The organism is Neorhizobium huautlense, from assembly GCF_002968575.1.
Taxonomy (GTDB): Bacteria; Pseudomonadota; Alphaproteobacteria; order Rhizobiales; family Rhizobiaceae; genus Neorhizobium; species Neorhizobium huautlense.
In genome coordinates this window covers 29494-47805 of sequence record NZ_PVBM01000011.1, presented here as the reverse complement: position 1 = coordinate 47805, position 18312 = coordinate 29494, and the positions used below count along the sequence as shown (strand labels likewise).

Sequence of the window (18312 nt, the reverse complement as noted above, 5' to 3'; positions counted from 1 at the left end):
CCGCCTCAGGCGGCCTTTTTGGCGCCCAGAAAGGCGATCCCGGCAAGAATGACGCTGGCAAGGACATTCCAGCCGGCAAATGACAGGCCAAGCACGCGAAGGGCTGCTTCCGTGCAGGAGGGGCCGTGGACGGTGTTGAGGTCCGAAAGCAGGCTGCCGGCATTGGTTGTGACGCCGGCCCCGCCACCGCAACTCGCCGGTCCCTCCCAGAAGGCCCATTCTACGCCGGAGTGATAGACGCCCATGCCAGCGCCGACCAGCATCATCACGCCAATGACAAGGAGGGTTGCGCGCGTGATCCAGCCCGGCAGGCTAAGAGCCGACGCAATGATCCCGAGGATGCCGACCGGAATGCCGTAGTAATAGGGATCGCGCTGCAGCAGGCAAAGCGCGCAGGGGATATAGCCGCCGATATACTGAAAGGCGAGCGCGCCTCCGACAGTTGCTGCCATGCCCACAGTGACGGCAACGGCGTAGCCCATTCCGGCGTGGGATCGAGGGGCGGAAGCTGTCAGCGCCATAAACTTTTCCTCACTGATGTTGGCTCACTTAGAGCAGATGCAGCCGCGCTGTAAATGATCGCACAGGAGACAAATTGTCTCCGCTCCGCCACTTTTTCGTGAGTTTGCGGAGGATTTATGGTGACAGTTTTACGAGGGCGGTCGGATGACATCCGCCGAAAAGTGGTGCCCCGTGCCGGAATCGAACCAGCACTCCTTTCGGAACCTGATTTTGAGTCAGGCGCGTCTACCAATTCCGCCAACGGGGCACTTCGGTAGTGGCAAGCGCTCTATCACGAGGCCGTAGCGTCTTGCAAGATTGAAGTGCTCATTGCGTGGTGGGTTTGTCCCTCTTGTATTTCAAACTTCGAAGATGTTAGCTGGTGCAGCAAAATGAGAAGCACTGCACATGAAACTGCCTGCCGGCACCTCCTATGAGGAGATCTATCGCAATTTCGCCTGGGACATCCCGCCAAGGTTCAACATGGGCGAGGTGGTCAGCGATGACTGGGCGGCGAAACATCCGGACCGCATCTGCCTGCAGCACTTCAGCCCCGATGGCGCGCATTCTTCTCTCACCTATGGCGAACTTGCGGCGCGCTCCGCCTCGCTTGCGAATGCCTTTGTTTCGCTCGGCCTGAAGGCCGGCGATCGGGTCGCGCTTCTGCTGCCGCAGAGCTTCGAGACGGTGATCGCGCACGTCGCTATCTATAAGATGGGCGCAATCGCGCTGCCGCTCGCTCTACTCTTCGGCGCCGAGGCGCTCGAATATCGCCTGAGGGCATCGAGCACGGCGGCGATCGTCACCAATGCCTTCGGCCTCTCGCGCCTCACCGAACTGCGCGAGCGGCTGCCCGATCTGAAGCATGTCATCGTCACGGATGTGGCCCCGCAGGGGAAGCTTGTTTCGCTTGCGGAGTTGATATCAGCCCATCCGTCGGATTTTGCCGTTGCGCCGACCGGGCCTGACGATCCTGCACTGATGATCTTCACCTCCGGTACCACAGGCCCGCCGAAGGCGGCGTTGCACGGGCACCGGGTGCTGGCCGGCCATATTCCAGGCTTTCAGCTGGCGCATGAATTTGCACCGCAGGCGGGCGACCGGATCTGGACGCCGTCCGATTGGGCCTGGGCAGGTGGTCTGCTCAACGTGCTGATGCCGGCGTTGATGCTCGGCATTCCCGTCGTCTCCTCGCCGGCCCAGAAATTCGACGCGGACATGGCCTTCCGCATTATGGCGGAAATGGATGTCCGCAACGCCTTCATCCCTCCGACGGCCCTGCGTCTTCTGAAGGCGGTCGAAAGACCGCTGGAGAAATACGATCTGAAGCTGCGCACGATCGCCTCGGCCGGTGAGGCGCTTGGCCGGGAGACCTACGACTGGGCCAAATCGGCACTCGGGCTCACCGTCAATGAGTTCTACGGCCAGACGGAATGCAATTTCGTGCTCTCCTCGGCCGCCCATCTCGGCGTGTCGCGAGGCGGCGCGATCGGCCGTCCGGTGCCCGGGCATATCGTCGGCGTCATCGATGAAAAGGGCATGGAGCGTCCCGTCGGACAGATCGGGCAGATCGCCATCCGCCGGCCGGACCCGGTGATGTTCCTCGGCTACTGGAACGACGAGGCTGCGACCGAATCTAAGTTCATCGGAGATTGGCTCGTGACGGGCGACCTCGGCCGCCGCGACGAGGACGGTTATGTGGAATTCATCGGCCGCGACGACGACGTCATCACCTCGTCCGGCTACCGCATCGGCCCGAGCGAGATCGAGGACTGTCTGGGCGGGCACCCCGCCGTTCGTCTGGCGGCGGTCGTCGGCAAGCCGGATCCGATCCGCACGGAAATCGTCAAGGCCTATGTGGTTGTCGCACCCGGCTATGATCCGAGCCCGGAACTGGCGGCGGAGATCCGCGAATGGGTGAAGACGCGGCTTTCCATGCACGAATATCCGCGCGAGGTCGCCTTTGTGGACGAGATACCGCTGACGACCAGCGGCAAGGTCATCCGACGGCTGCTTCGTGAAAAAGCCGCCGCGGAGTGATCATTCCGAGCGGCCGGCGATCGACAGGATCTTTTCCCTGAGGATGCGGGCCATGTTGCGGGTGTTGCGGTAAAGGTGAAGCTGCGCCGCCACCTGGCGCACGTCGCGGTCGCCGTTCTGTTTCAGCCCGATCACCAGCGTACCCATCTCCTCGCGTTCCTCCCAGAAGCGGCTCATGATCGGGTGGTCGGGGACGGCGCAGCTGTCAGTGCGGGTGATGTTGGCGTCTTCAAGATGCCATTCCGTCAGCTTCATCATCAGAAGCTTGCCGGGGGAATAGGAAGAGAAGTTCTCGTCGTAGGCCGTTTTCCAGGTATAGGCTTCACCTGCCATGAGAAAGACGACAAGAGAGGCGATGGCGCGGCCGTCGAAATCGACCGTGTGGATGCGCACGGCATCGACTTCGGCCAGATTGGTGATCGCCTCACGGGCAAAGGCCGAGCGGAAGCGGTCGTTGATGAGCGCGGAGCGTCTGCGCCCCTTCCAGCCTTTTGCCTCGAGCAAAAGGAATTCCTCCATGCGCAGCCGGACCTCCTCCGGCTGGCGGGCCACCGAATAGGCAAGGGTGCCGCGGGCTGCCAGGTTGCGCCAGACGCGGCGCATCTCCCGGAAATGATGCGGAGAGACCGCATGTTTCAGATAGGCCTCGCCATCCAGCAGGCTTTCCAGCATCGGCCGCCGGAATGGATCGGTGACTGCTACCGGCAGGTTGCGTCCGATGGCGACAGCCTTGGCTAATTGGGCGAAATGGCCATTGAGGCGAACGTCAGGTAATACCAGCACGCCCGGAAGCCGCGCTTCCCTGAGGATGAGGGCCTCGAAAAGATTGTCGATCGTTTCGGCGGCGTCTTCGGCATCGACGAGCGGGGTTCCGAGCGGGCCAAAGGGATTGGCCCAGGTGCGGATGATCGAAGCGCCCATCGAAAAGCCCGGTTTTTCGATGGTAAACGGCATCAGCAGCCTGAGACGGCTTCGCGCGCCGCTTTCATCGCGGATCAGCGCCAGACGAACCTGCTTGTCCTCGACGCGCGGCATGGCGGGCGCCAGCAATCTCGCCGAGAAGAAGATATTGGGCTCCATGGCCCGGTTGGACAGGAACTCCAGTTCCTCCTGGAGATCGTAGCCGAAGGCAGCCGGATAGAGGCAGAGTTCACGGCCCGACCGGCCTATCGGCAGCCGGGTGTCGGCGTCGGGGCGTTCGGCACGAAATCTCTGTATCGGCGGAAAATGTCCGCCGCCATTGCCTTCGAATTCGCCGCTGATCGGTGGTTGAGCCATGGTCAGGAAGCCTTTGAAGCAACGGAGGGCATAGGGTCGGCAAATGCGAAAAGCACGAGGCCGAGCGTGCGACGCACCGCGATATGCAGCAGCACCGCCTCGATCATCATCGCCGACGCTGTTGCGACCGCCGCCCCGGTGAGGCCGAAATGGGGAATGAGCGCGACGTTGAGGCCGATGCTGGCCGCAAGGGTGATGGCATAGAGCAGGACACAGAGGTTCTGGTGTCCCGCCATGCTGAGCAGCACCTCGCCAGGCCCGACCATGGATTTGGCGAGGATGCCGGCAAAGAGGATCGCCATCAGCCAGTAACCGGCGGTGAAGGCGCTGCCGAAGAGCGAGAGCAGCAGATCGCCTGCGGCAAGTGCCAGAAGACCGACGGCAAGCGACGGCCAGAAACTCCAGCGAGCCATCTGTCCGGCAAAGGCTGCGAGCGCCGCCATGTCCCCTTCCGCCAGGATGGCGGAGAACCGGGGGCCGGCGGCGGCCTTGATGGAGAAATAGACGAACTGGACGAGCACGATCGTCTTGGCGGCGGCGTAATAGATGCCCACCTGGTCGGGCGGCAGGTAGAGGCCGACGACCACGACATCCGCATTGGTCAGCAGGAAGCCGATGCCGTCCACCAGAAAGAGCGGCAGCGAATAGCGGAACCAGGCGCCCATTTCGAAACGCCTGGGGCCGATCCCGTAGAGCCGGCGCAGGCGAAGCGTCAGGCGCAGAAGCTGCAGGAGCGTCGTCACATAGGTTGCCGCAAGTGCTGCCTCCATCGCCGTCACGGCGGTGCGTGGAGCGCCGAACCACAGGGCGGCTAGCATAAAGACGAGGATCAGGGTCGGCCGGATGAGGTAGGTGGGGCTCAACGCCGTCACCGTCCAGCCGTTCGAACGCGCCGTCCCGTCCAGCACGTCTCCAAGCGCGATCATCGGCATGGTGAAGAAGGCAAGCGAGATCGGCACCAGGTAATAGGCCTCGAGCCTGTCGCCGAAAATCTGCAGAAAGACCAAGCCGGAAGCGCCGATGAAGCTCGCCGAGCCGAAAGCCACCAGGCGGACGGCCAGATTGAGACCGCGCACGGTCTCCACTTCGCCGCGAGCCTTGTGCTGATGCAGGAAACGGATCACCGAGGTGTGGAAGCCGAGGCAGGAGAGGTTGCCGGCGAGCACGACGATGACCCAGACGAAGGCGAAGATGCCGTATTCAAACTCACCCATCAAGCGGGCGAGGACAATCTGCGAAACGAACGCGATTGCAGCACTGAAAATGCGGATAACGAAGGCGATCAGCGCCCGGCGCTGGGCACGTGCCGTCTCGTCCTCATCGGTCAGGATCGTCTCGAGCTTGCGCGTCAGCGGATGAAGCCGGGCGCGCAGGCCTGGCGGCAGCAATCTCTCCGCTGTTTCGATGACCGCCATGATGGGCACGCAATACTCGTAGCGACGACGGGGAACAATTGCGAAAGTGTTGCCACAGCAGGGTTAAGAAAGGGTTCGTCGGATGGCTAAAAAGCCCGGCGGCGCCGGATAACTCAAGGTGTTTCGACGGGTGAGGCGGGGCGGCTCGCAGCTATATGCTTTGCTGCCGCGACCGCAAGGGCGACGACGACCAATCCGGCAGCGGTTGCGAAAGCGGCTTGCATCCCGACGGCGGTCGCATCGGCGGATGCCGCCGTTATGTCGCTTGCTCCCGACATCGCCGCGAATATGGCACCCATGACGGATGCCCCGGTGGTGAGGCCGAGATTGCGCGACAGGTTCAGCAAGCCCGCCGTCAGGCCCCGCTGATCCGGCGGAATGCCCGCCATGACGGCTGTGTTATTGGCGGCCTGGAATAAAGCATAACCGGCGGTCATGATGGCCAGCGGCGCGACATAGGCCCATATTCCAAACGTTCTCGGCAGCATCGCGAGGGCGAGAGAGCCCGCCATCATTGCCAGGAGACCAACAACCGTTGTGCGGGGAGAGCCGAAGCGGTCTACCAGGCGGCCGGCTGGCCAGCCGGCCAGGGCGGAGACCACGGGGCCGGTCGACATGGCAAACCCCACCAAAGCCGCGTTGAGCCCGAGCGATCGGGAAAGATAGAAGGGACCGACAACAAGCGTCGCCATGATCACCGTCGAGACGAGCGTGCTCATCGCAAGGCTGGCAGCCAGCGACGGATCGCGCAGCATTGCCGGCCGGACCAGGGGGGATGCCGTTCGGGTCTCGGCGAAGATAAACAGGCAAAATCCGACGATCGCCGCCGCCAGCAGCGCGGCGTTCAGCGGGCCGAAGCCGCCCCGTCCGAGCGTTGTGGCGAGTGCGTAAGCCAAAAGCGCCAGCCCCAGCAGCGCCGTCCCCCGGATGTCCAATCGCGGTTTGCCCTGACGGTCCGTTGCCGGCGCATGGGAGGGTAGATAGCGGTAGGCAAGAACGAAGGCGAACACCGCGAGAGGAACGGCAGCCAGAAAGATCGCTCGCCATCCGCTTGCCGCGATCAAAGCACCCCCGAGCGACGGGCCAAGGGCCGTGCCGACTGCCGACATGGTTCCCAGCAGCCCCATGGCGCTGCCGGCTCTTTCCTTCGGGACGATCTCTCCAATAATCGCCATGGAGAGCGCCATCATGATAGCCGCTGCAAGACCCTGCGCCGCCCGCGCAGCAATGAGCACGGCGAGCGTGGGCGCGGCGCCGCAGGCGATGGAAGCGAGCATGAAGAACCCGAGCCCGATGAGCAGCAACCGCCGCCGTCCGATTATATCGCCCAGCCGGCCGACACTGACGATCAGGACGGTGATTGCAAGGAGGTAGGCCAGCACGACCCATTGTACCTGCTGAAAGGAGGCCCCGAACGCCGGCCCCATCACCGGCAAGCCGACATTGGCGATGCTGGTTCCGAGTGAGGAGAGAAGCATGGCAAGGGAAACGGCGGCGAGCGCGCCGCGGGTCGAACGCGATCTTCCGCCGCTTGCGGTCACGGTGAGGTCTGGTTTCCTGTCGATCTGCATTGTCACAAACTCCGTTCGGCTTCAGTCCAATGGAACGTAGCCTGCTTCCCGGGCATGGCGGAAGGCGCATCATTTGCACTCAATTCGTGCATTTGACGCCATATCAAATTGGAGCTTTTGTGCTATCTTCGGCGCATGTCGCATCCCGATCTAAACCTGCTCGTCACCCTCGATGTGTTGCTTGCCGAAGGCAGCGTGGCCCGCGCGGCCAAGCGCCTGCGTCTCAGTCCGTCCGCCATGAGCCGAGCACTGGCGCGACTGCGGGATACGACGGGTGATCCGCTTCTGGTCAGGGCTGGTCGCGGCCTGGTGCCGACACCCCGCGCGCTTGAACTGCGCGAACGGGTCGGTCAGCTCGTGCAGGATGCCGAAGCGGTTCTGCGGCCTGCCGAAAGCCTCGACCTCAAAAAGCTCGTCCGGACACTCACGCTGCGTAGCAGCGACGGCTTCGTGGAGAATTTTGGACCGGAGCTCATCGCATTGGTTGCAGAGCAGGCGCCCGGCGTCCAGCTGCGTTTCATACCGAAGCCGGACAAGGACAGCGGCCCCTTGCGTGATGGCACGGTCGATTTGGAAACGGGTGTGATCGGGGCGGCAACTGGTCCGGAAGTCCGCGTCCAGGCGTTGTTCAGGGACCGTTTCGTCGGAGTGGTGCGGATGGGCCACCCGCTGAGCCTCGGCGAGATGAGCCTTTCCCGCTACGCGGCAGGCAGGCACGTGCTTGTATCGCGACGGGGGTTCGACAAAGGCCTGCTCGACGAGGCGCTCGAGGCGCTCGGAGCTAGGCGCGAGATCGTCACGATCGTCGGGGGTTTTTCCGCGGCTCTGGCTCTGGCGCGGGCCTCGGATCTCATCGCCACGGTTCCCGAGCGTCATACCGGCAATCTGCGCAAGGGGCTGTTCAGCTTCCCGCTTCCAGTTCCGATGCCGGAGATAACGGTATCGCTGCTCTGGCACCCCCGGATGGATGCCGATCCCGCCCATCGATGGTTGCGCAGCTGCGTTCGGGATGTCTGTGCGGCTTCGGCGCGAGAAGAACGCGCCGAAGCCTGACGCCAGCTTATCTCAAGTCTCAGACCTGTTCGAACGCGCCGTGGCAGTGCTTGTATTTCTTGCCCGAGCCGCAGGGGCAGGCTTCGTTGCGGCCGACCTTGCCCCAGGTGGACGGGTCTTCCGGGTGACGGTCCTGCGGCGCGGCGATGAAGTTTTCGCCATCCTGGCCGGTAAACTGGTCTTCGCCCGTGGTCGGATCGATATGATGTCCTTCGAAGACCGGCGGCGGTTCCGGCGGCTCGGGGTTCTGCACGAGTTCGACGCGCATCATCTGGGCCGTCACTGCTTCGCGCAGGTTTGCGAGCAGCGCCTGGAAGAGCTCGAAGGCCTCGGCCTTGTATTCCTGCAGCGGATCGCGCTGCGCATAACCGCGGAAGCCGATGACCGAACGCAGGTGATCGAGATTGACGATATGTTCGCGCCACAGGTGGTCGAGCGTCTGGAGCAGCACGGAGCGCTCCACGTAATTCATGATATCAGGCCCGAAGCGTTCGCGGCGATCGGCGGCAGCCTTGTTTGCCGCCTCGGTGATGCGCTCGCGGATGTCGTCCTCGCCGATGCCTTCTTCCTTGACCCAATCCTCGATCGGCAGATCCAGGTTGAGCTGACGGCCGACGTCTTCGCGAAGCCCTTGAGCGTTCCACTGTTCGGCATAGGCGCGCTCGGGAATGTGCTTTGCGACGAGAACTTCGATCACCTCGGTGCGCATTTCCTCGACGACTTCCGAAACGTCTTCGGAGTCCATCATCTCGAGGCGCTGCTCGAAGATCACCTTGCGCTGGTCGTTGGTGACGTCATCGTATTTCAGAAGGTTCTTGCGGATGTCGAAGTTGCGGGCTTCCACCTTCTTCTGGGCACGTTCCAGCGCCTTGTTGATCCAGGGATGGACGATCGCTTCGCCTTCCTTCAGGCCGAGCTTCTGCAGCATGCCGTCCATGCGGTCGGAGCCGAAGATGCGCATCAGGTCGTCCTGGAGCGACAGGTAGAATTTCGAGCGGCCCGGATCGCCCTGACGGCCGGAACGGCCGCGCAGCTGGTTGTCGATGCGGCGGCTTTCGTGGCGCTCGGTGGCGATGACGTAGAGGCCGCCGGCGGCAAGCGCCTTTTCCTTGAGCTGCCTGACCTCTTCGCGGATGGCGGTTTCCTTGGCAGAGCGTTCTGCCGGATCCTCGATCCCCTCCAGTTCGCGCTCAAGGCGCATCTCGATATTGCCGCCGAGCTGGATGTCGGTACCGCGGCCGGCCATGTTGGTGGCGATGGTCACCGCGCCGGGAACGCCGGCCTGGCTGACGATATAGGCTTCCTGCTCGTGGTAGCGGGCGTTCAGAACCTGGAAGTTGTCGAAGCCGGACTGGCGTAGCATGGTCGCCAGCAATTCCGACTTCTCGATCGAGGTGGTGCCGACGAGGACCGGCTGACCGCGCTCATGGGCATCCTTGATCTCGGCGATGATCGCCTTGAACTTCTCGTCGAAGCTCCGGTAGACCTCATCGTCTTCGTCGATACGCTGGATCGGCATGTTGGTCGGCACTTCGACTACTTCCAGCTTGTAAATGTTGCCGAATTCCTCCGCTTCCGTCGAAGCCGTACCGGTCATGCCGGCGAGCTTTGCGTACATGCGGAAATAGTTCTGGAAGGTGATCGAGGAGAGCGTCTGGTTCTCCGGCTGGATCTGCACCTTCTCCTTGGCTTCGAGCGCCTGGTGCTGGCCTTCCGAATAACGGCGGCCGGGCATCATGCGGCCCGTGAATTCGTCGATGATGACGATCTCGCCGTTGCGGACGATATAGTCCTTGTCGCGGGTGAAAAGCTTGTGAGCCTTCAGCGCGTTGTTGATGTGGTGGACGATCGCCACGTTCTCGACATCGTAGAGGCTTTCGCCCTTCAGCAGACCCGCCTGGCGCAGCAGGTTTTCGAGCTTTTCGGTGCCGGCTTCGGAGAAATTGGCCGAACGCTGCTTCTCATCGATCTCGTAGTCTTCCGGCGAGAGCAGCGGAATGAAGGCGTCGATCGTGTTGTAAAGTTCGGAACGGTCGTCGAGCGGGCCGGAAATGATGAGCGGCGTGCGGGCCTCGTCGACCAGGATCGAGTCGACTTCGTCGACGATCGCATAGTTGTGGCCGCGCTGGACCATCTGGCTGCGCTCATATTTCATGTTGTCGCGCAGATAGTCGAAGCCCAGTTCGTTGTTGGTGGCGTAGGTGATGTCGCAGGCATAGGCCTCGTGACGCTCCTCGTCGCTCAAGCCGTGGACGATGACGCCCGTGGTCAGGCCGAGGAAGCCGTAGAGCTTGCCCATTGTCGTCGCATCGCGGCGGGCGAGGTAATCGTTGACCGTGACCACGTGAACGCCCTTGCCGGAGAGCGCGTTGAGGTAAACGGGCAGAGTTGCCACCAGCGTCTTGCCTTCGCCGGTCTTCATCTCCGCGATTGCACCGTCGTGAAGGATCATGCCGCCCATCAGCTGCACGTCGAAGGGGCGCATGCCGAGGACCCGGCGGGACGCTTCCCGCACGACGGCAAAGGCCGGGATGAGGATGTCGTCGAGCGTCTTGCCTTCGGCAAGCAGTTTCTTGAATTCCGCAGTCTGGGCTGCGAGCTGCTCGTCGGAAAGAGCCTTGGTCTTTTCCTCAATTGCATTGATGGCGTCTATTTTCGGCTGGTAGCCGCGGAGGCGACGGTCGTTTGCCGAACCGAACAATTTGCGGGCGATGCCGCCAAGGCTGACCATACGAATGGTCCTTTCTGATCTCAGTTCTTGGGACGGCGGGCCGGGCTGCCGGTGTCGGCTTGATGACGGCAAAATGACCCGCCACGCCCGGAAACTCTTCTGGACGCGAAGTTGCGTGACAGATAAGAGGGGGGTCGAATTATGTCAACGGTGGCGGCCGATACAGAATGGCCACAATCCGGTGTTTGTGAAGGTTTTCCGGCCGGATTCAGACGTTCTGAAGCCGGCGCCCTATTGAAAGGTAAATCGATGTTGCGCCACAAATTCCTCGTAACGGCTGCGCTTGCCGCTGCGATCTTCTCCCAGGCTCCGGCATTTTCGGCGGAAGATGCCGTTGTCGCAAAGGTGGGGAGCCTGGAAATCCGCCAGTCGGAGCTCGACCTCGCAATCCAGAATCTTGACCCGCAGCTTGCTCAGCTTCCGGATGAGCAGAAGAAGGTCGCGGCTCTTTCGGGCGCCATTGACGTCAAGCTTCTGGCCTCCGGCGCGCTTGCCGAAGGCATCAAGGATACCGAAGATTTCAAGAAGCGCATGGCCTATATCGGCGACCGCGAACTCCACAATGCCTATTTCCGCAAGCACGTCATCGACGCGGTCACCGCGGAAGAAGTGAAAGCCCGCTACGACAAGGAAATCGCGGGCATTCCGAAGCAGGAAGAGGTACATGCCCGCCACATTCTCGTGAAGACCGAAGAAGAGGCAAAGGCTGTCATCGCCGATCTCGACAAGGGCAAGGACTTCGCCGAGATCGCCAAGGAAAAGTCGCAGGATTCCAACAAGGACGAAGGCGGTGATCTTGGCTGGTTCGGCCGTGGCCGCATGGTTCCGGAATTCGAGGAAGCGGCTTTCACTCTCGAAAAGGGCGCCTATACCAAGACCCCGGTCAAGTCCCAGTTCGGCTTCCATGTCATCAAGCTGGAAGACAAGCGCGACGCTCCGCCCCCGGCTCTCGATCAGGTTGAGGATCAGGTCCGTCAGCTCGTAATGCGCGACAAGTATGTGGCGCTGATCGAGAAGGCCAAGGCCGATCAGAAGGTCGAGATCATGGATGAAGCCCTGAAGAAGGGCTACGACGACGTCAGCAAGATGCGCGATGGCGGCGACGCGCCGGCCGTTCCGGCACAGCAGTAATCGTCCGAAGAGCCACCCTGAGGCCCGGATTTTCCGGGCCTTTCCTTATTGAGCCAGGTTGTTTCCGATGTCCGCTTCCGTTTCTCCGCTCGCTCCGAAATCCTATCCAGACATGCCAGCTCTGCGCGGTCTCCGCATGGCGACTGCCGCCGCCGGCATCAAGTACAAGAACCGCACCGACGTGCTTCTGATGGTTTTCGATAAGCCGGCTTCAGTTGCGGGGGTCTTCACCCGGTCCAAATGCCCCTCGGCTCCAGTCGATTTCTGCCGCGCCAATCTGCCGCACGGCGCCGCCCGCGCCGTGGTGGTCAATTCCGGCAACGCCAATGCGTTTACCGGCGTGAAAGGCAAGGCTGCGACCGCGCTCACTGCTAGGTCGGCCGCGCAAGCCGTGGGTTGCGATGAAACGCAAGTCTACCTCGCGTCGACCGGCGTGATCGGCGAACCGCTGGATGCGACGAAATTTGCAGGCGTGCTCGGCGAAATGTACGGCCAGGCTTCGGGCGACTTCTGGATCGAGGCAGCCAAGGCGATCATGACCACCGACACCTATCCGAAGGTTGCGACCCGTACCGCCGAGATCGGCGGCGTGAAGGTGACGATCAACGGCATCGCCAAGGGTGCGGGCATGATCGCGCCCGACATGGCAACCATGCTGTCTTTCGTGGCGACCGACGCGGATATCGCCTCGCCGGTGCTTCAGGCGCTTTTGGCTGCCGGCGTCGGCCCAACGTTCAACTCGGTTACCGTTGACAGCGACACGTCGACCTCCGACACGCTGATGCTGTTTGCGACTGGTGCCGCGGCTGAGGACGGGCAGGCCCGTGTCGAGAGCGCCGACGATGTCCGCCTGGAAGGTTTTCGTGCCGCGCTCAACGATCTGCTCAGGGACCTTGCCCTGCAGGTGGTGCGCGACGGCGAAGGCGCCCGCAAGATGGTCGAAATCACCGTGACCGGGGCCGAGAGCGATGCGGCTGCCAAGAAGATTGCGCTTTCCATCGCCAATTCCCCTCTGGTCAAGACGGCCATCGCCGGCGAGGATGCCAATTGGGGCCGTATCGTCATGGCCGTCGGCAAGTCCGGCGAGATGGCCGACCGCGATCGTCTGGCGATCTGGTTCGGCGATGTGCGGGTAGCCGTCGACGGCGAGCGTGATCCGGCCTATTCGGAAGCCGCCACCACGGCGGTGATGAAAAAGGAAGACATTCCGGTGAAGGTGGAAATCGGTCTCGGCAGCGGTACCGCCACCGTCTGGACCTGCGACCTGACCAAGGAATATGTCGCCATCAACGGCGACTATCGGAGCTGACGGGATTGATACAGTCATCATCTCCGCAAGGCGACCTGCCGCTGGTGCGACGCCTCGAAGCCGTCGGCTTCCGGGCCTGGCCGGCGGCGTCCGTCGTCTATGACGGAAGCTGGCAGGTGCGGCTGACCGGTGGCCATCCCTCGAAGCGCCTGAACTGCATCGTGCCGCTTGACCCTTCCGATCATCGGGACATGGCGACGCGGCTTCAGAAGGCGCGCAAGCGGTTCGAAAGCTACGGCCGGCCGCTGCTCGTCCGCGAGACGCCGCTTGCTCCGCCCCTTCTGCTCGACCATCTTAAGGCGGAGGGATGGCGGGTCTTCGAAACGGTCGACGTGCTGACTGTCGATCTTACCGCACTCGAATTGCCCGACACGCTCGACCACCTGCCGAGCCACGATGTCGGCCGGTTCACCGATGCGACGCTTGCGGTCAATGGCGAGGATGCCGCGCTGAAGCCGGCGATGGCGGAAATTCTCTCGGCGATCAAGCCGCCGTCGGGCTTCTTCATCAAGGAGAGTGCCGTCGACGGGCCGATCGCGATGGCGCTCTGTGTGCAGGACAACGATCTGGCCGGGATTATTTCGTTTGCCGTCGTCGAAGCATATCGGCGAGAGGGTATAGGCACGGAAATTCTCTCCTCGGCCCTGCGCTGGGCACGTATCAGCGGCGCGCGTTCGGCTTGGCTTCAGGTCGTTGCCGACAATGCGCCGGCGCTGGCGCTCTACCGCAAGTTCGGTTTCCGCAAGGCCTATGAATACCGCTACTGGCGGCAGGACATGCCGGCATGAACGAGACCCCTCGCAAGCTCCTGCTGGTTGCCGCCTGCGCCCTCGTCGATACCGATGGGCGGGTCCTGCTCGCACAGCGTCCCGAAGGCAAAACACTGGCAGGCCTCTGGGAATTTCCGGGAGGCAAGGTCGAGCCTGGCGAAACGCCGGAAGAAACATTGGTGCGCGAGCTCGAAGAAGAGCTTGGCATCGTTACCAAGATCCCGTGCCTGGCACCGCTTACCTTCGCCAGCCATACCTACGAGACCTTCCACCTTCTGATGCCGCTTTATATCTGCCGGCGTTACGAGGGCATTCCGGTCGGCAGGGAAGGCCAGGCGATCAAATGGGTGCGGCCGAACGCATTGCGGGATTATCCCATGCCGCCGGCCGACGAGCCGTTGATCCCGATCCTTCAAGACCTGCTTTGATCGTTAAAATTAGCAGAATCGAATTCATTCTGCGTTAAGGGTTCGTTTAGCCGATTGTGGCACCTTTTGGGCTCACCAAGTAACCGCGTTTTACGAGACTTCGAAGGCATGGACGAGGAATTCTGGAAAACTGCGCGGATTCGACAGCGGGCGGCGCGCGGATCCGGCAGCACCGGAGCGCTCAATATCGCGCTCCTGTTCGGTACGGCTGCCATCGCACTCGCTTTGATCGTGACGCCGATGCTAGCAGACCGCAGCGACGAGCGGATGGCGCATGTCCAGGAAGATTTCGACCGGATCACGACGGGTTCGATCAGGCCTGCCGAAAAGGGCACGAAGGTCTATACAATTCGCCGCAGCGTGCTGCAGGAAACGCCGGGCTCCATATGCATCGTGGAAGGCTACGGTTCCGGTGATGACTGCTAATTAACGATTCTACCCTAGGGTTGGGCAGATCAGAGACTTCTCGTCAAAAAGGGCTGCCCATGCGTCTCCTCTGGTTCTTCATGCGCGACGAAGGCGGGGCGACGGCGGTGGAATACGGCCTGCTGATCTCGCTCATAGCTGTCGCGCTTTTTGCCGGTTTGGGTCAGTACTACGAGGCGATGGACGCCCTTTTCGGCGGGGTCGCAGACACCTATAGCAGCGCCATGGACTAACGGGTCTACTCTGTTTCCTTACGCAGGGCATCGGCCAGCCGCATCTTCGCCGAGCCCGGTTTCAGCGGTTTCTGCTGGCTTTCATGCGGTGCCCAGCCTGATGCATAGATGATCGAGAAGGTCGCACGGATGCGGCCGTCCGGATCGGAATAACGTTCCGCGTAAAGTTCTGCAGCCCGCATGAAGAACGCCTTCGTCACCGGCACCCGGCTGCGGCCCGAAAGCGGGTTCGTCATGCCCATGGCGCGAAGGTCACGCATCAGCCCGAAAAGCGAATCGTAGCGGACTGTATAGGTTTCGATATCGACGACCGGCAGTGCGAAACCCGCGCGCTGCAGCAGTGCCCCGACATCGCGGACATCCGCAAAGGGTGCGACACGGGGGCTTGCGCCGCCCGTCAACTCCGCCTCGGCAGACAAGAGAACGTCGCGCAGTTCGCTGAGCGTGCCGGCACCGGGAATGGCGGCGAGGAACAGGCCATCCGGCTTCAGGGCGCGGCGAATGCGGATCAGCGCGCCCGGCGTGTCGTTGACGAGATGCAAAGTGAGCGGCGAAAGCACCAGGTTGACGGATTCCGGTTCGAGAGGCACGTCTTCCCAAGGCGCGGCCTCAATCGTCTCTCCGGGCTCAGCGAAAGCCAGGCTCGTCTCGACACGGCGCATATTGCCGATCTTCCCGGTAGCCATGGCTTCATGGGCTGCTGCGCCGATGCCGCCGTGCAATTCGACGGCGCTTTCGAACCGGCGTTCGACGACGGCAAGGCGGTCAGCCATCTCGCGCCCGGCGATCTCCAAGAGGAAAGCCGCCTTGCGGTCCGCCTTTGCAAGGGCACGCTCGCGTCTGGCCTTCACCAGCTGTTCGTCGAAGAGAATTTCCATGTCTTGCACACTCACATTCCTGCTTCGCAAAGGCGCGCTCCCTGCGTTATTGTCAAGACATGTCCGGAGAGCCAAGCACCAGCATTCTTCGTTTTGTACCACCGTTTGCCCTGACGTGGACGCGGCGGCTCGGCGATCTCGTCTATCCCCCGCCTGTCCCGGCTGCGGCATTCTCACCGGCCGGCATGGAGGCCTCTGCCCGTCCTGCTGGCGCGAAATCCGTTTCATCGAGCGGCCGTTTTGCGAAGCCCTTGGCCTGCCGTTTTCCCACGATCCCGGGGCAGGCATGCTTTCGGCCCAGGCAATCGCCGATCCGCCGGTTTTTGACCGGCTCCGGTCGGCTGCGATCTTCGACGGAGCGGCACGCGACCTCGTACACGCGCTGAAGTATCGGGACCGCACCGATCTCGCCCCGATGATGTCCGGCTGGATGCTGCGCGCGGCCGAAGGCCATGTCGATCGCTGTGACGGCATTCTTCCGGTTCCCCTCCACCGCTCGCGCCTTGTTTTCAGGAAGTTCAACCAGGCGGCAGAACTGGGGCGGCATCTGGCCGAGAAAGGCGGCAAGCCGTTTCTGCCGTCGACGCTGGTGCGCATCAAACGCACGAGCCGACAGGTGGGGCTTTCGGCCCGTGCCCGGCAGGATAATGTTCGGGCGGCTTTCGCTATCGCGCCCGGCCGTGAGGCGGATGTCTTCGGCAAGCGGCTGGTGCTCGTCGACGATGTCTACACCACCGGAGCGACGGTCTCCTCCGCTACCCGCATCCTCAAGAAGGCCGGGGCCGCGGAGGTCACGGTTTTGACCTTTGCAATGGCCATTTCCACCCCTATATGACAATAGATGACAGTTCATGCGCGGCCGTCCTCCGGCTTTTCGCCCAATGGGGCTGCGCCGGAGAAAACGATGGCAGACGTGACTATCTATACCCGTGAATATTGCGGCTACTGCGCTCGTGCAAAGGCTCTGCTGGAGTCCAAGGGCGTCCGATACGTGGAACACGATGCGACCTATTCCAAGGAATTGCGCGAGGAGATGATCGGCAAGGCGAACGGCCGCTCGACGTTTCCGCAGATCTTCATCAACGGCGAGCATGTCGGCGGATGCGACGATCTTCACGCGCTCGATCGTGCGGGCAAGCTGGATCCGATGCTGGCGGCTTGAGGAGAGCAAGGGATGACATTCAAGGCAGCAGCGATCCAGATGTGTTCGGGGGTCGATCCGGAAAAGAACGCTCTCGACATGGTGCGGCTGGTACGTGAAGCCGCCGCGGAGGGGGCAATCTATATCCAGACGCCGGAGATGACCGGGGCGCTGCAGCGCGACCGGCAGGCGATGCGTGCCGCGCTGCGCGACGAGACCGGCGATATCATCGTTTCGACGGCCCGCAGCCTCGCTCAGGAACTCGGCATCCACCTGCATATCGGTTCGACCGCTATTGCGAGAAATGATGGCAAGATCGCCAATCGCTCCTTCCTCTTCGCTCCCGGCGGCCGGCAGATCGCGAGCTATGACAAGATCCACATGTTCGACGTCGATCTCGACAACGGCGAAAGCTGGCGCGAAAGCTCCGCCTATGAGCCAGGCGCGGAGGCACGCGTTGCCGATCTGCCGTTTGCCAGGTTGGGTTTTGCGATCTGCTACGATGTGCGCTTCCCCCAACTCTTCAGAACGGAAGCGCTGGCGGGTGCGGAAATCCTGACGGTGCCAGCAGCCTTTACCCGCCAAACGGGCGAAGCACATTGGGAAGTGCTGCTCAGGGCGCGCGCCATCGAGAACGGCGCGTTCGTGATAGCTGCCGCTCAAGGCGGGGTGCATGAAGACGGCCGGGAAACCTTCGGCCATTCCATGATCGTCGACCCCTGGGGGAAGATACTCGCCTCCGCCGGCGGTACAGGCGAGGCGGTCGTGTTTGCCGACATCGACATCGCCGCGGTGAAGGCCGCACGTGGAAAAATCCCGAACCTCAAGAATGCCCGCGAATTCACGCTGGACACCGTGTCCGATGCGGCGGGAGGTGTTGCCGCTTGATCAAGTATTCTCTCAGTTGTGAAAATGCCCACACGTTCGAAGGCTGGTTTTCAACAAGCGCCGATTTCGAGCGGCAGAGACAAAGCGGATTTCTCACCTGTCCGGCCTGCAACTCCGCGTCGATTTCCAAGACGCTGATGACGCCGTCGGTTTCGACCGCGCGCAAGAGGGAAGAGAAGCGCGAGATCGTCATGGACATGGCCCGCCAGGAGATGATTGCCAAGGTCAAGGAAGCCGTCGCTGCGATCAAGGCCAGTGCCGAGGACGTGGGCGAGAAATTTCCGGAAGAAGCCCGCAAGATCCATTACGGGGAGGCGGATGCCCGCGGCATCATCGGCCAGGCGAGCCTCGGCGAGGTGAAGGATCTTCTCGACGAAGGCATCGAGGTGGCCCCGCTGCCGGTGCTGCCGGAGGATGCGAACTGATCGCACTTAGCAAAGCAATATTTCAAAGAACCCGATAGGGCTGGAGAGGTTCAACACCGCTTCGGCCCCTTCGCTTTTTTGAGGTGTAGCAGAG

The 18312-nt window shown here is 62.2% G+C and carries 17 protein-coding genes, 1 tRNA gene and 1 pseudogene; 12 read left to right on the top strand and 7 right to left on the bottom strand.

Features of this window, described 5'->3' with window-relative positions:
* Positions 1–5: 5 nt before the first annotated feature.
* Positions 6–515: a disulfide bond formation protein B gene (locus tag C5L12_RS13995; RefSeq protein ID WP_425350787.1), complete on the bottom strand. Its 510-nt coding sequence runs from the start codon at positions 513–515 to the stop codon at positions 6–8.
* A gap of 169 nt (positions 516–684) precedes the next feature.
* A tRNA-Leu gene (locus tag C5L12_RS13990) sits at positions 685–769 on the bottom strand.
* 140 nt (positions 770–909) lie between these two features.
* On the opposite strand from C5L12_RS13990, the gene C5L12_RS13985 reads away from it, so the two are divergent.
* Positions 910–2541 (top strand): AMP-binding protein, encoded by a 1632-nt coding sequence (locus tag C5L12_RS13985; protein WP_105372663.1) that lies wholly within the window; start codon positions 910–912, stop codon positions 2539–2541.
* On the opposite strand, the gene C5L12_RS13980 is transcribed toward C5L12_RS13985, so the two are convergent.
* The 3 genes from C5L12_RS13980 to C5L12_RS13970 all read right to left on the bottom strand — a co-directional run bounded on the left by C5L12_RS13980 (position 2542) and on the right by C5L12_RS13970 (position 6805).
* Entirely contained in the window at positions 2542–3819 is a 1278-nt protein-coding gene (locus tag C5L12_RS13980; RefSeq protein ID WP_105372662.1) for a GNAT family N-acetyltransferase, read from the bottom strand.
* 2 nt (positions 3820–3821) lie between these two features.
* Positions 3822–5234: a lipopolysaccharide biosynthesis protein gene (locus C5L12_RS13975; RefSeq protein WP_105372661.1), complete on the bottom strand. Its 1413-nt coding sequence runs from the start codon at positions 5232–5234 to the stop codon at positions 3822–3824.
* Between the two features lie 113 nt (positions 5235–5347).
* Positions 5348–6805 carry an MFS transporter gene (locus tag C5L12_RS13970; RefSeq protein ID WP_105372660.1) on the bottom strand — a complete coding sequence of 486 codons (1458 nt, stop codon included), beginning with the start codon at positions 6803–6805 and terminating at the stop codon, positions 5348–5350.
* 135 nt (positions 6806–6940) lie between these two features.
* Between C5L12_RS13970 and C5L12_RS13965 the strand changes: the two genes are divergently transcribed.
* Positions 6941–7858 (top strand): LysR family transcriptional regulator, encoded by a 918-nt coding sequence (locus C5L12_RS13965; protein ID WP_105372659.1) that lies wholly within the window; start codon positions 6941–6943, stop codon positions 7856–7858.
* A 19-nt stretch (positions 7859–7877) separates the two neighbouring features.
* On the opposite strand, the gene secA is transcribed toward C5L12_RS13965, so the two are convergent.
* A complete protein-coding gene (gene secA / locus C5L12_RS13960; RefSeq protein WP_105372658.1) occupies positions 7878–10589 on the bottom strand; it encodes a preprotein translocase subunit SecA in 2712 nt (903 codons plus the stop codon).
* A gap of 249 nt (positions 10590–10838) precedes the next feature.
* Between secA and C5L12_RS13955 the strand changes: the two genes are divergently transcribed.
* The 6 genes and pseudogenes from C5L12_RS13955 (at position 10839) to C5L12_RS13930 (ending at position 14886) form a co-directional block, all read left to right on the top strand.
* Positions 10839–11720, top strand: coding sequence for a peptidylprolyl isomerase (locus C5L12_RS13955; protein ID WP_105372657.1), 882 nt, complete (start codon positions 10839–10841; stop codon positions 11718–11720).
* A 67-nt stretch (positions 11721–11787) separates the two neighbouring features.
* The gene (argJ, locus tag C5L12_RS13950) at positions 11788–13029 is read left to right on the top strand and encodes a bifunctional glutamate N-acetyltransferase/amino-acid acetyltransferase ArgJ (protein WP_105372656.1); all 1242 of its coding nucleotides are present in this window, start codon (positions 11788–11790) and stop codon (positions 13027–13029) included.
* Positions 12998–13817: pseudogene (locus tag C5L12_RS13945) on the top strand (GNAT family N-acetyltransferase). The gene argJ and the pseudogene C5L12_RS13945 overlap by 32 nt, the downstream one beginning before the upstream one ends.
* Positions 13814–14227, top strand: a complete 414-nt coding sequence (gene mutT, locus C5L12_RS13940) for an 8-oxo-dGTP diphosphatase MutT (RefSeq protein ID WP_105372654.1) — start codon at positions 13814–13816, stop codon at positions 14225–14227. The pseudogene C5L12_RS13945 and the gene mutT overlap by 4 nt, the downstream one beginning before the upstream one ends.
* A 108-nt stretch (positions 14228–14335) precedes the next feature.
* Complete coding sequence (locus C5L12_RS13935) at positions 14336–14653, top strand: hypothetical protein (RefSeq protein ID WP_105372653.1); 318 nt, start codon at positions 14336–14338, stop codon at positions 14651–14653.
* A 59-nt stretch (positions 14654–14712) separates the two neighbouring features.
* Positions 14713–14886 (top strand): Flp family type IVb pilin, encoded by a 174-nt coding sequence (locus C5L12_RS13930; RefSeq protein ID WP_105372652.1) that lies wholly within the window; start codon positions 14713–14715, stop codon positions 14884–14886.
* Between the two features lie 5 nt (positions 14887–14891).
* Here C5L12_RS13930 and C5L12_RS13925 read toward each other — a convergent pair whose 3' ends face one another.
* On the bottom strand, positions 14892–15764 hold the full coding sequence (locus C5L12_RS13925) for a methyltransferase domain-containing protein (RefSeq protein WP_105372651.1): 873 nt from the start codon (positions 15762–15764) through the stop codon (positions 14892–14894).
* Between the two features lie 115 nt (positions 15765–15879).
* On the opposite strand from C5L12_RS13925, the gene C5L12_RS13920 reads away from it, so the two are divergent.
* From C5L12_RS13920 to C5L12_RS13905, 4 genes are all read left to right on the top strand, one after another.
* The gene (locus C5L12_RS13920; RefSeq protein WP_425350785.1) at positions 15880–16599 is read left to right on the top strand and encodes a ComF family protein; all 720 of its coding nucleotides are present in this window, start codon (positions 15880–15882) and stop codon (positions 16597–16599) included.
* Between the two features lie 69 nt (positions 16600–16668).
* Positions 16669–16926, top strand: coding sequence for a glutaredoxin 3 (gene grxC, locus C5L12_RS13915; protein WP_105372650.1), 258 nt, complete (start codon positions 16669–16671; stop codon positions 16924–16926).
* 12 nt (positions 16927–16938) lie between these two features.
* Complete coding sequence (locus C5L12_RS13910) at positions 16939–17793, top strand: carbon-nitrogen hydrolase family protein (protein ID WP_105372649.1); 855 nt, start codon at positions 16939–16941, stop codon at positions 17791–17793.
* Positions 17790–18218 carry a DUF1178 family protein gene (locus C5L12_RS13905; protein WP_105372648.1) on the top strand — a complete coding sequence of 143 codons (429 nt, stop codon included), beginning with the start codon at positions 17790–17792 and terminating at the stop codon, positions 18216–18218. Before C5L12_RS13910 ends, C5L12_RS13905 begins: the two co-directional genes overlap by 4 nt.
* Positions 18219–18312: the final 94 nt, after the last annotated feature.

Coding starts and splice junctions, on each gene's coding strand:
- C5L12_RS13985 (WP_105372663.1), top strand. CDS start 910: ATGAAACTGCCTGCCGGCACCTCCTATGAGGAGATCTATCGCAATTTC.
- C5L12_RS13980 (WP_105372662.1), bottom strand. CDS start 3,819: ATGGCTCAACCACCGATCAGCGGCGAATTCGAAGGCAATGGCGGCGGA.
- C5L12_RS13975 (WP_105372661.1), bottom strand. CDS start 5,234: ATGGCGGTCATCGAAACAGCGGAGAGATTGCTGCCGCCAGGCCTGCGC.
- C5L12_RS13970 (WP_105372660.1), bottom strand. CDS start 6,805: ATGCAGATCGACAGGAAACCAGACCTCACCGTGACCGCAAGCGGCGGA.
- C5L12_RS13965 (WP_105372659.1), top strand. CDS start 6,941: ATGTCGCATCCCGATCTAAACCTGCTCGTCACCCTCGATGTGTTGCTT.
- secA (WP_105372658.1), bottom strand. CDS start 10,589: ATGGTCAGCCTTGGCGGCATCGCCCGCAAATTGTTCGGTTCGGCAAAC.
- C5L12_RS13955 (WP_105372657.1), top strand. CDS start 10,839: ATGTTGCGCCACAAATTCCTCGTAACGGCTGCGCTTGCCGCTGCGATC.
- argJ (WP_105372656.1), top strand. CDS start 11,788: ATGTCCGCTTCCGTTTCTCCGCTCGCTCCGAAATCCTATCCAGACATG.
- mutT (WP_105372654.1), top strand. CDS start 13,814: ATGAACGAGACCCCTCGCAAGCTCCTGCTGGTTGCCGCCTGCGCCCTC.
- C5L12_RS13935 (WP_105372653.1), top strand. CDS start 14,336: ATGGACGAGGAATTCTGGAAAACTGCGCGGATTCGACAGCGGGCGGCG.
- C5L12_RS13930 (WP_105372652.1), top strand. CDS start 14,713: ATGCGTCTCCTCTGGTTCTTCATGCGCGACGAAGGCGGGGCGACGGCG.
- C5L12_RS13925 (WP_105372651.1), bottom strand. CDS start 15,764: ATGGAAATTCTCTTCGACGAACAGCTGGTGAAGGCCAGACGCGAGCGT.
- grxC (WP_105372650.1), top strand. CDS start 16,669: ATGGCAGACGTGACTATCTATACCCGTGAATATTGCGGCTACTGCGCT.
- C5L12_RS13910 (WP_105372649.1), top strand. CDS start 16,939: ATGACATTCAAGGCAGCAGCGATCCAGATGTGTTCGGGGGTCGATCCG.